Genomic DNA, 12,046 nt, shown 5'->3' with positions numbered 1-12,046 from the left:
AAAGGTGTTACTAACGGAATAATGCCTTTGTTGTACTTAATGATGACGTCTGCAATATTTTGTCGCGGCTTAGCAGGAATTGATTTACGTAAATAACCAAGGATATGAAGTAGCGTATTGGTATGGTTTTTCTTACTGGCAGGTTTTGATAGCGCCGCCATAAAAAGCTTGAAATACTCTTCTAGCAGTAGTTCAGTTGACTGTTTTTTTACACTACCTACTAGTCGACCTAGTTTTTTATAAGCATTGGGACTGTGTGCCATCAGAACGTATTTATAACGGCTATGAAATGTAATGAGATTAGATATTTTAGGATTCGCCAACACTTCAGTACGGAAATGATGGTGGGCATATACTCTTAAAACAAAGTTTTCGAATAATTTGGCATCATGCAAGCGACCTTCTTCTTCAATGGGCATTAAGGGGTACTTCTTTTGCAATGCTGACGTAAAAAGCCCCGCTACTCGGGTCTCGTGAGGGTACCCATTCTTTTGGTAGACTTTAATTCGGCTCATCCCGCAACTGGGTGAGTTTTTCATCAAAATGTATCCGTCTAATCCTTCAAATTGGTTGAGCTTGTCTTTGAATCCATCTGTTAATTGACGGGTCAAATCTTGTGTATCATCGTTAGTAAACGACAACGTTGGGCTTTCAGGTGAGCCTGTTAAGCGCATGGTAGGCCTAGGCGTACTAAAGCCTGCTGCTACTTCAGGGCAAAAGGTTTTGTAATTAAAATGCTCGCTCAATACATTAAGGCACAAACGTGATTGCGAGTGACCGCCGTTATAACGCACTTCTTGCCCTGCAAGGCACGCGCTTAATCCAATGTTTATCTTTCCGTCACTGCGGTGCGATGGCTCCCCGGTATTGGGTTGTGTTGGGTTGGCAGTATTCGATGTTTGTTGGTCAGTAGTGATGATCGATGTAGTGTTCATTATCTTATGCCTCTAGCGCCGTGGTTGACGAAATAATGTGTTTACTCAGTTGTTGGCTGCTACTCAATGCGCCTGCGATGCCGCCGCCTGCTAGCCAATCGCCGCAGCATCCGAGCTTAAGATCTTCATTCCATAAGAATGGCGTTTGTTTCGCCTGGTGTTGATGAGCATAGTTGTTAATGGCTACGGTATCGTGCCCTGACAGTCTCCAGTAATGACTTGTCACTACGCGAGCAGGGTCTGATTTGAGTAAATGTTTAGTGTTAGGTTCAACGATATTAAAGTCTTCACAAAATTTTCTCTTAGATGTAAATTTCAGCAATATTAAAACTAAGATTGGATATTCCCAAAGACATGTAATTGCGCTAAAATTAGGAATAGGATTTCCACCTTTAAACTGATAAAATCAACCAAAAGTAATAAAAAAGAAAAAATATCAATAAAAAAAGACCCCGATACCGGAGCCTTTTTTATTCATTCCCACAAAAATTCAGAGCTTACTTCGTACCGTAAATACGATCTCCTGCATCGCCCAAGCCTGGGACAATGTAGCCGTGCTCATTTAATTTTTGATCAACAGATGCTGTATAGACCGGCACGTCAGGGTGGCCTTTTTGGAACTCTGCAATTCCTTCTGGCGCCGCCAGCAAACATAGGAACTTGATATTCTTAGCACCATCTTTTTTAAGGCGATCAATCGCAGCAACAGCCGTGTGCCCCGTTGCCAACATTGGATCGACAACAATAACTTCGCGATCGGCCATATCGGTTGGCACTTTGTAGTAATACTCAATTGCCTCTAGCGTCTCATGATCACGATATAAACCAACATGACCAACACGTGCTGACGGCAATAGGTCCATCATGCCATCCAGAATACCGTTACCAGCACGCAAGATTGAAATAAAACAAGGCTCCAAGTCGCGAAGAACTGGGCACATTGCACGCTCAACCGGTGTTTCCACTTCACGTTCGGTAAGCACGAGATCCCGTGTGACTTCATAAGCAAGCAAGTGAGAGATTTCTTTCAACAACCGACGAAAATCAGGGGTCGCGGTTTCTTTCGAACGCATTTGAGTAAGTTTTACCTGAACCAAAGGATGCTCAACAACGATTACATTTGCGCTCATATTCATAGCCTTTACGTCTGACTGTTTCATTCTCAACAAATTATTCTTGTTACTTACCCTTTTAAGCCCTTTATGTCGAGCCCCCCTCTATCCGCGGAGCCCGTCAGGAAATTGGGGATATTATTGGATACCAAAAATGTGAGACTGAGAACTCGCCCCACTAAAGATGCATTTCAAATACGACAATTTGCCGCGATCAAACGAGCATCCTTTTCCTAACAGTCTGGCTTTATTATATTTTCCAAGGATATAGCAGTAAGTTGATTAATTACTGAGCGTTACAAGATATATTGGAACTAAAAAAAACTGTTAAAAAGAGGTTGCAATTTCGTTTTTTTGAGCTATTTAAAAAATCGGACCTTTTTAGTCCGGTATGGAGAAAAGCTATGTTCCGCCTTACGAGGTTAACAGATTATGCAGTTGTCGTTCTTGGGCAGATGTCTTCGCAAAAAGAGCAGGTTGTAACAGCCCCTCAGATTGCTGAAGAAACAGGATTGCCCTTACCAACTGTTGCCAAAATTCTTGGTCTGCTTTCCCGGCAAGGCTTAATCACATCCCTTCGCGGTGCGGGTGGTGGCTATATCAACCATCAGGATGCGTCCTCTATTACTGTTGCAGATATCATTCAATCCATCGAAGGGCCTATTGCTTTAACGGCCTGTGTCGAAGGAGCCGTTGATAACTGTTCGGTAGAGACCATGTGCCCCATGCGCGGGAATTGGAACAAAGTAAATCAAGTTGTCGCAAATGCTCTGAAAACAGTAACACTTGCTGACATGATTGATTTTCAAGACAGTTTCATAATAGACAAACAAAAATCGGACGCGAGCTCGGCAGAGCTTACCTGATCAATTCAATAAAGTCCGATAGGAGAGTAAGAAAATGGCTGCCACACAAGAAACAGTCGAACAGGTCCAATCCCTTGAGATGGACAAATATAAATACGGCTTTGTTACAGATATTGAATCTGAAAAGGCCCCAAAGGGCTTAAGTGAAGATACTGTCCGTTTCATTTCTGCAAAGAAAAATGAGCCCGAATGGCTTTTGGAATGGCGCTTGAAGGCTTATCGCCTTTGGCTGACGATGCCTGAACCCAAATGGGGAAAGTTGGAAATACCTGAAATTGATTATCAGGATTCATATTACTATTCGTCTCCCAAAAGTATGGAAGACCGTCCACAGAGTTTGGACGAGGTCGATCCAGAGCTTCTTCGCACATATGAAAAGCTTGGCATTCCGATTAAAGAGCAAGAAGTATTGGCGGGTGTGGCCGTTGATTACGTATTTGATTCTGTATCTGTTGCCACCACTTTCCGTGAACAGCTAAAAGAAGTTGGCGTTATCTTCTGTCCGATTTCCGAAGCAATTCAGGATTATCCGGAACTCGTCAAAAAATACCTTGGCTCAGTAGTTCCTGCTGGTGATAACAAACACGCCTGCCTGAATTCCGCAGTCTTTACCGACGGGTCATTTGTATACATCCCCAAGGGCGTTCGCTGCCCGATGGAACTATCAACCTATTTCAGAATTAATGAGCTGAATACAGGACAGTTTGAACGCACATTGATTGTTGCTGACGAAGGTTCCTATGTGAGTTATCTGGAAGGCTGTACAGCACCTCAGCGCGATGAAAACCAACTTCATGCAGCTGTTGTTGAGCTGGTCACAATGGATGATGCTGAAATCAAATACTCCACTGTTCAAAACTGGTATCCCGGTGATGAAGACGGTAAAGGCGGTATTTACAACTTCGTGACCAAGCGCGGTATCTGTAAAGGTAAAAACTCTAAGATCAGCTGGACGCAGGTTGAAACAGGTTCAGCGATTACTTGGAAGTATCCAAGCTGTATCCTACAAGGTGATAATTCTGTTGGGGAATTTTATTCCGTTGCCATTACCAATGGACGTCAACAGGCTGATACTGGCACCAAGATGATCCACTTGGGTAAGAATACAACTTCACGGATTATCTCTAAGGGTATCTCAGCTGGTAAATCTCAAAATACCTATCGTGGCTTAGTTCGCGTTGCAGCCAAAGCCGAGGGCGCACGTAACTTTACACAGTGTGATTCCCTTCTGGTCGGCGAGACCTGTGGGGCACATACCGTTCCCTATATCGAGAGTAAAAACCGATCGGCAAGACTGGAGCACGAGGCAACAACCTCTAAAATCAGTGAAGACCAACTCTTTTACTGCCGTCAGCGCGGTATATCCGAAGAAGATGCCGTCGGTCTTGTTGTAAACGGTTTCTGCCGCGAAGTGCTTCAGGAATTGCCAATGGAGTTTGCTGTTGAAGCGCAACAGCTTGTCAAAATCAGTCTGGAAGGCAGCGTCGGATAACGAAGCGCCCTATTCCAATTAGACACATAGATAAAGAGAACAGAGTAAAAAGATGTTAGAAATTAAAAACCTTCACGCAGAAGTCGATGGAAAAGCCATTCTTAAGGGCATAGACCTGAATATCAATAAGGGCGAAGTACACGCAATCATGGGCCCGAACGGTTCAGGGAAATCAACGCTTGCGAACGTACTTGCCGGTCGTGATGACTATGAAGTAACTGAGGGTGGCATTCTTTTTGACGGGAAAGATATCTCTGAACTGGAGCCTGAAGAGCGTGCTGGTGAAGGCATCTTTTTGGCGTTTCAGTATCCAGTCGAAATTCCCGGTGTCACCAACACAACATTCCTGAAAGAAGCGCTGAACGCCCAACGTCGTTATCGCGGCGAAGAAGAACTGGACGGTATGGAATTCGTTAAAATGATCCGTGGCAAGACCAAAGAACTTGGCATTAAGGATGACATGTTGAAACGTGCCGTTAATGTTGGCTTCTCTGGTGGTGAGAAAAAACGTAACGATATTCTGCAAATGGCCGTTCTGAACCCTAAGCTTGCCGTCTTAGATGAAACGGACTCCGGCCTCGATATCGATGCGCTTAAAGTCGTTGCTGAAGGTGTGAACAAACTACGTGCAGAAAACAATGCTATTTTGGTTATTACGCACTATCAGCGTCTTCTTAACTACATTGTGCCTGATCAGGTTCATGTGCTCTCTAATGGTAAAATTCGTCGTTCCGGCGGTAAAGAACTAGCACTTGAGCTGGAAGAAAAGGGTTATGCTGATTATTCTGGTGAGGCAGCCTAATGGTAACACTTCCATCCGATAAAGAGGCATTCATCGCCCACTACGACCAAAGTAAAGACCGTTTACCCGGTAGCAGTCTCGCATGGCTAAATGAAACGCGGGCGAAAAATATCGCGCTGTTCAGTGACATCGGATTACCATCGGCGAAAACCGAGCTTTGGAAATTCACCAGCCTTAATCCCCTAAAAAAGCAGGCATTCTCTGCACCTGAAACATCTGAATTGGCAGCCAACGACGAGTTACCAAGGCTTATCGACAGTACATCGTCTGTTCGCCTTGTCTTTATCGACGGTAACTATTCCGAGGCTTTATCCGATAGTTCACTGCCAACTGGTCTAACGATGGAAAGTCTGGCAACAGTACTAGAAAATGGGAACCGAGATCTCGATCAAGCACGCCTGACGCGTCCCCGTGCAGAAGAGCAACCTTTTGTTGCTTTGAACACTGCGCTTATGGCTGATGGGTATATCCTGTCCATCGCAAAGGATGTTTCTTTAGAGAAGACAATCGAGATTCTGCATCTCGGCAGTGGCAAAGCTGAAAGCACGCATCACACCAGAAACATCATTTCTGTTGGGTCGGGTAGTAAGGCGACAATTATCGAACACAATGCGGACCACGGAGAAAACGTCTATTTCTCTAACGCTGCCACAGATATCAATGTTGATGAAAATGCGACGCTGCACCATTATCGTGTTCAGGAAAGTAACAAGTCTGCATTTCTGATCTCTTCAACAGAAGTAGAAGTTGGCAAAGGCGCTACATACGATAGCTTCTTGTTGAACACAGGGGCACGGCTGGCTCGTTCAGAAATTAATGTTAGCCTAGCAGCAGAGAATTCCGCCTGTCATTTGAATGGCACCTATATGGGCACTGACGATCAGCATTGTGACATCACAACTCGTGTAGATCACAAGACGCCACATACAACTTGTGACGAAGTTATCAAAGGTGTTTTGTCAGGAAATGCACGAGGCGTTTTTCAGGGTAAAATCATTGTTCATGAGCAAGCTCAAAAAACAGTGGGCAATCAATCTCACCGTGCCATGTTGCTTTCTGACCGTGCTGAAGTGGATGTGAAACCTGAATTGGAAATCTTTGCTGACGATGTGATCTGTAGCCACGGTTGCACATCCGGTCAGATCGACGAAGACGCATTGTTCTACCTGCGCTCACGCGGGCTCTCTCAGGAACAGGCGCAGTCACTTCTTGTAAATGCTTTTCTGGCTGATGCCGTTGAAGCCGTTCAAAACGAAGATTTAAAGGACTTATTTCTAGTTAGAATAACTAATTGGCTAGAGAGAAATCCAAACAAACCAGCCTGATTTAAAGCAAGGGCATAAGGACATCACAATGAGCATAGGTACAGCACAAAACGTTGATCTGGAAACCATCAAAGCTGGCGACAATTCGTTGCAGGCATTTGATGTTCATCGCGTACGCGAAGATTTCCCTATCCTTCAACGTGAAATCTATGGCCGCCCCCTCGTCTATCTGGACAGTGCTGCATCCGCACAAAAACCCCGTCAGGTTTTGGATCGGATGCAAGAGGCCTATGAAACTTACTATTCCAATGTTCATCGTGGTGTCCACAGCCTGAGCCAAGCCTGTACTGAAGCTTTTGAATCCGGACGTAATGCTGCGGCACGCTTTATTAATGCAGAAAGCCCTGACCAGTGTATCTTGACCAAGGGCGCGACAGAAGCAATCAACTTGGTTGCACAAAGTTATGGTCGAAATTTTCTGAAAGCCGGTGATGAGATCATCATTTCCCATATGGAACATCATTCCAATATTGTTCCCTGGCAAATTCTCAGAGATCAAATTGGTATTGAAATCAAAGTTGTGCCAATTGACGGGGATGCAAATTTCCTGTTTGAGGAATATGAAAGCCTTTTCAGTTCAAAAACCAAACTGGTCGCCATTACCCATATCTCTAATGCTGTTGGTACCATCACCCCGATAAAAGACATCATCCGTGTTGCCCACGCCCATGGCGCAAAGGTTCTGGTTGATGGCTGTCAAGCTGCTCCACATGCTCATATTGATGTGCAGGATCTCAATCCGGATTTTTACTGTTTCTCTGGGCACAAGGTTTATGGCCCCAGTGGTGTTGGTATCCTTTACGGCAAAGCAGATCTTTTGAATTCAATGCCTCCCTATCAAGGTGGCGGCGAAATGATTGATCTCGTTACTTTTGAGAAAACAACTTACAAAGAAATTCCGCACCGCTTTGAAGCTGGCACCCCGGCGATTGTCGAAGCCATCGGCTTGGGTGCAGCGATTGAATATATAGAAGCTTTGGGTAAAGATAACATCGCAGCCCACGAAAACGGCATTCTAGCCTATGCAACAGAACGCCTCAGTAGAATACCCGGATTGAATATTATTGGCAGAGCGAAGGAAAAGGCCAGCATCCTGTCCTTTACCATGGAAGAAGCACACGCCCATGACATCGGTACAATCCTTGATCGCAGAGGCGTTGCCGTCAGGGCTGGTCATCACTGTGCCCAACCCCTTATGCAACGCTTTGATCTACCAGCAACAGCACGCGCTTCCTTTGGTATTTATAACACCCGCGAAGAAGTTGATGCGCTCGCTGATGCACTCGAAAAAGTACGGGAACTCTTTAGCTAATGTTTGATGATGGAAAAAATTTAAGCGATTTTCTTCCTAAAGCAGAAGAAGGCTTTAAGGCTACAGCAGGTCAGCCATTGGCAAAGGGAACAGCTTTTGCAGGCAAAAATGACATTATCGATGCCTTCCAAAGCGTTCACGACCCAGAGATCCCAGTGAACATCTATGACCTGGGCCTCATCTATGGGCATGAAATGGATGAAAAAGGTAATGTCAATGTCAGCATGACGTTAACGGCCCCAAACTGCCCTGTCGCCGGGGAGCTCCCAATACAGGTCGCCGAAGCTGTTGCCGCAGTGGAAGGTGTTGGGGAAGTAACTGTTATTCTGACTTGGTCGCCGCCCTGGAATCAAAATATGATGAGTGACGATGCCCAACTGGCGCTTGGCCTGTTTATGTAAGCTTTTCTCATATAACCTTTTTATCTGGGGCATTGCCCCCATATAGTGATATAGTACGATCAGAAACTGGAAATTAAGAGACATAATCCGATGATGCCAAAACTCATCACCCTTACAGATGCTGCCGCAAATCGCGTCAAAACGCTTATGGACCAAAGCCAGGACGAAGCTGTTCTTGGCCTGCGCGTTGGTATCAGTACCAAGGGCTGTTCCGGTCTCAGTTATGTCGTGGAATACGCCAAAGAACAAAAGAAATTTGAAGATATTGTCGAAGACAAAGGCGTTAAAATCTTTATCGAACCAACTGCCGTCATGTATTTGATCGGTAGCGAGATGGACTTTGTTCAGGATAAATTCCAAAGCTCTTTTGTTTTCAACAATCCAAATGAAGAAGGACGTTGTGGTTGCGGTGAAAGCTTTCACGTTGCTCCCGAAAGCAACAAAGCAGAGCTAATCACCTGATTAGTTCCTCCCACCTGCACTCAGCACCTCAACCACCGTCGGACCTTTAACAAGAAACCCCAACTCAAACGATGTCTTATACATTTGATCCTGCCCCTGTTGTCACACTCCCCGTTGTTGGGTCAGATCAATTATTTCCTGTCCGGCGTATTTTCTGTGTCGGCCGGAACTATGCCGAACATACAAAAGAAATGGGCGGAGATCCCGAAGTTGAAACCCCGATGTTCTTTATGAAACCGGGAGAGGCTCTCGTCGCAGAAGGCGGTTCATTTCCATATCCAAACGCAACAACAGATCTTCACCATGAAGTCGAACTTGTCGTCGCCCTAAAAAGTGGGGGCAGTAATATTTCACCAGAACAGGCCAAAGCACATATTTTTGGATATGCAACTGGCGTTGATTTGACCAGAAGAGATTTACAAAAAATTTGTAAAGACAAACGTCATCCATGGGACGTGGCAAAGGGCTTCGAAAATTCCGCCCCTTGTAGTGCAATTACACCTCTCACAGAAGATCTCGCACTCTCTGGATCCTCTTCAATTTCTCTATGTGTTAATAAAGAGGTACGGCAACACGCAACACTTGGGGATATGATCTGGTCAGTTGAAAACATTATCTATCACCTCAGCCGTCTGTTTGATCTACGTGCTGGTGATATTATCATGACGGGAACGCCAGCTGGCGTTGGTGCAATCAAATCCGGTGATGAAATCACTTGCTCTATCGATGGCCTCTCGGACCTCTCCTTCAAGCTCACCTAAGACCTGTTGGCTAAACCGCACCTAAAAAAAACTATTGATACCCTGCAATAGACAACAGCTTATCAATATCAACATTTTCTTCCATATGCTGCGCCAAGGCATCAAGAGTCATATCGATCTCTTTTTCAAAGGATAAAGTGCTGGCTTCTCGTTTTTTGATTCGATTTAAAAAGGCGGTCCTATAGCTATCAGAAACAAAAAGACCGTGCAGATAACAACCCGATACCTGCCCCGTACTAAGTCGAACGCCCTCTTCCCTCTGATCGATAGAGAGCATCGGTAAAATGTTATCAGTTTGAGCTCCATCAACTTCGGTTACACCGACATGCATCTCATAACCGGTTATCATCTCTCCGCTAGAGATATCGCACCCTTTAACTTCCGTAAGTTTCTTGTCTCCGGTTAAAATAGTTGTCACTGGTAACAGCCCCAACCCCGGAACGGATGCAGCTTCCCCTTCGATACCTTCAGGGTCAGTGATCAAGGATCCCAACATCTGATAACCACCACAAATGCCGAGAACCTGGCCACCTCTTCGAACATGGGCCTGCAAATCAATATCCCAACCTTGTGCTCTGAAGAATTCCAGATCACCGATTGTTGCTTTTGATCCCGGTAAAATAACCAAATCCGTCTCAGCAGGAATAACATCGCCGGGATGAATAAACGTCAGCTCGACACCCTCTTCCGCAATCAGAGGATCAAAATCATCAAAATTGGAAATACGTGAAATCAAAGGAACAGCAATACGAATGGTATCTTTTTCGCCTGCTCCATTACCAATAATCGAAACACCAGACTGCACAGACACCGCATCTTCATCGGGTAATTTACGCGCGTCTTTAAAGTAAGGCACCACACCGAGCGAAGAAAAACCACTTTTTTCTTCGATAATACTTACACCGGTTTTGAAAAGACTGAGGTCGCCACGGAATTTATTTATAATAACCCCCTTAACCAGATCTTTTTCTTCTTTTTGTATAAGTGCACTGGTTCCAACAATGGATGCAATCACCCCACCACGATCAATATCACCAATAAGAATTACGGGCACTTGCGCAGCAATCGCAAAGCCCATATTGGCGATGTCACCAGATCTCAAGTTTACTTCCGCAGGACTGCCCGCACCCTCAACTAGTATTATGTCTGCCTCAGCAGCAAGCCGTTGAAAGCTCTCTAGAACCGTTGGCATCAATTCATGCCGACGCCCCCAATAGTTACCTGTATTGGTATTCCCCCATATTTTCCCCTGTACAATAACCTGAGACCCCATATCTGTTTGAGGCTTAAGTAAAACAGGGTTCATATCCGTCGTCGGTTCAACACGACAGGCCTTGGCCTGAAGCGCTTGTGCACGACCAATCTCCCCACCACAAGGTGTTACAGCAGCATTATTAGACATATTCTGGGGCTTAAAGGGACGTACCTTCAGACCACGATTGGATAAAGCTCGGGCAATCCCGGCAACCAAAAGGGACTTCCCCACATCAGATCCCGTGCCCTGAAACATGATTGCAACCGTCATAAAGCTTCCTGCTATTAGAATTGTATGGAAGAGTTTACTTTTTTACAGAGATACACATGAAAAACTCTCCTTGAAACAAGAAAAACTCAACAAAGTAAAAATTACATAAAATTTTAACCTTATTAAGCACGAATAACTAAAAAATATAAATTTACTTTAAACTCATCAAGTACAAACAAAACAAAACATATCTATTCTTCGCAACCGAACAATTAACACCCTTCTTTACTATTTATTAACAGATAAGTGACATTATGATCTCCAGTTTACGAGGAATAGGAGCCCTGAACATGCTTAACTTTACAAAAACTTTTCTTACTGACGAATCTGGTGCAACTGCTATTGAATACGGCTTGATTGCTGCGCTTGTTTCCGTTGCCGCAATTGCAACACTGGAAGCTTTGGGTACATCACTAACGAATATCTTTGGAGTAGCTCAAAGTTCTTTGAATAAAGCGGCCACATCAGCAGGTGGTAGTAGCTAATCAAATAGCTATTTAAACAATAGACTTGTACAAAAGCTCCAAATTTGGAGCTTTTGTCATTTTTGAAGCATTTTAAAATCACTTATAATTTATACTTACTTATATTTTTTACAAAGCATTTACCATATCCGCATAGAATGCATTTATGATGGTACGCAAATTTATCTTAATACTCATTGCCTTGATCCTAAGTGGCGGCACCGCATTTCTAGCCAAGTCCTGGCTAGATGCGAACAAACGACCGCTTCAATCAGCGCAAATTGTCGCTGTAGCGCCACAGGAACCTGTGCAAATCTTAACGGCAAAAATAGATATTCCCCTTGGAAAATTTATCAATCAGGAAGATTTTATTTGGCAGGACTGGCCTGAAGACTATGCGTCAGACTATCATTTACTCAAAGACAATTTTAAAACAGAAGACCTCATCGGACGTGTTGCTCGCAAGGAAATCTCCGCAGGAGAACCAATAAACATCAAAAAGTTTGTACGGCCAGGTGAAAGAGGTTTTCTCGCTGCGGTTTTAAAACCAGGACACAGAGCCTTATCAATTCCTATTTCAGGAGCAACA

General features: G+C 44.4%; 13 protein-coding genes. 10 read left to right on the top strand and 3 right to left on the bottom strand.

The genetic code is table 11. The features are described from left to right. Positions 1-935, bottom strand: a 935-nt coding sequence (locus Q0241_RS15595) for a DUF523 and DUF1722 domain-containing protein (protein WP_299379109.1), incomplete at its 3' end; no start/stop codon positions are given. Between the two features lie 497 nt (positions 936-1,432). Then, a complete protein-coding gene (gene upp, locus Q0241_RS15590; RefSeq protein ID WP_299379110.1) occupies positions 1,433-2,071 on the bottom strand; it encodes a uracil phosphoribosyltransferase in 639 nt (212 codons plus the stop codon). A 380-nt stretch (positions 2,072-2,451) separates the two neighbouring features. Here upp and Q0241_RS15585 point away from each other — a divergent pair, with 380 nt between their 5' ends. From Q0241_RS15585 to Q0241_RS15550, 8 genes are all read left to right on the top strand, one after another. Beyond that, on the top strand, positions 2,452-2,913 hold the full coding sequence (locus Q0241_RS15585; RefSeq protein ID WP_299379108.1) for an SUF system Fe-S cluster assembly regulator: 462 nt from the start codon (positions 2,452-2,454) through the stop codon (positions 2,911-2,913). A gap of 34 nt (positions 2,914-2,947) precedes the next feature. Then, a complete protein-coding gene (gene sufB, locus Q0241_RS15580) occupies positions 2,948-4,405 on the top strand; it encodes a Fe-S cluster assembly protein SufB (protein ID WP_299379106.1) in 1,458 nt (485 codons plus the stop codon). Positions 4,406-4,457: 52 nt separating this feature from the next. Then, positions 4,458-5,207 carry a Fe-S cluster assembly ATPase SufC gene (sufC, locus tag Q0241_RS15575; RefSeq protein ID WP_085900332.1) on the top strand — a complete coding sequence of 250 codons (750 nt, stop codon included), beginning with the start codon at positions 4,458-4,460 and terminating at the stop codon, positions 5,205-5,207. Then, positions 5,207-6,532, top strand: coding sequence for a Fe-S cluster assembly protein SufD (gene sufD / locus Q0241_RS15570; RefSeq protein ID WP_299379103.1), 1,326 nt, complete (start codon positions 5,207-5,209; stop codon positions 6,530-6,532). The genes sufC and sufD overlap by 1 nt, the downstream gene beginning before the upstream one ends. A 28-nt stretch (positions 6,533-6,560) precedes the next feature. Beyond that, positions 6,561-7,844 (top strand): cysteine desulfurase, encoded by a 1,284-nt coding sequence (locus Q0241_RS15565; RefSeq protein WP_299379101.1) that lies wholly within the window; start codon positions 6,561-6,563, stop codon positions 7,842-7,844. Further along, the gene (locus tag Q0241_RS15560) at positions 7,844-8,245 is read left to right on the top strand and encodes a DUF59 domain-containing protein (protein WP_299379099.1); all 402 of its coding nucleotides are present in this window, start codon (positions 7,844-7,846) and stop codon (positions 8,243-8,245) included. Before Q0241_RS15565 ends, Q0241_RS15560 begins: the two co-directional genes overlap by 1 nt. A gap of 90 nt (positions 8,246-8,335) precedes the next feature. Further along, positions 8,336-8,707, top strand: coding sequence for an iron-sulfur cluster assembly accessory protein (locus Q0241_RS15555; protein ID WP_085900335.1), 372 nt, complete (start codon positions 8,336-8,338; stop codon positions 8,705-8,707). Positions 8,708-8,778: 71 nt separating this feature from the next. Beyond that, positions 8,779-9,468: a fumarylacetoacetate hydrolase family protein gene (locus Q0241_RS15550; protein ID WP_299379096.1), complete on the top strand. Its 690-nt coding sequence runs from the start codon at positions 8,779-8,781 to the stop codon at positions 9,466-9,468. Positions 9,469-9,499: 31 nt separating this feature from the next. On the opposite strand, the gene Q0241_RS15545 is transcribed toward Q0241_RS15550, so the two are convergent. Beyond that, positions 9,500-10,993: a cobyric acid synthase gene (locus Q0241_RS15545; protein WP_299379094.1), complete on the bottom strand. Its 1,494-nt coding sequence runs from the start codon at positions 10,991-10,993 to the stop codon at positions 9,500-9,502. A 290-nt stretch (positions 10,994-11,283) separates the two neighbouring features. Between Q0241_RS15545 and Q0241_RS15540 the strand changes: the two genes are divergently transcribed. Both Q0241_RS15540 and cpaB read left to right on the top strand, forming a co-directional pair. After that, positions 11,284-11,478: a Flp family type IVb pilin gene (locus Q0241_RS15540; protein ID WP_299379092.1), complete on the top strand. Its 195-nt coding sequence runs from the start codon at positions 11,284-11,286 to the stop codon at positions 11,476-11,478. A 145-nt stretch (positions 11,479-11,623) separates the two neighbouring features. Next, positions 11,624-12,046: Flp pilus assembly protein CpaB (gene cpaB / locus Q0241_RS15535; RefSeq protein ID WP_299379090.1), on the top strand; the 423-nt coding region annotated here is incomplete at its 3' end.

It is taken from the genome of uncultured Kiloniella sp. (genome assembly GCF_937128705.1).
GTDB lineage: Bacteria > Pseudomonadota > Alphaproteobacteria > Kiloniellales > Kiloniellaceae > Kiloniella.
The sequence above is the reverse complement of the archived record's forward strand: the minus strand, read 5'-3'. Positions and strand labels throughout refer to the sequence as shown.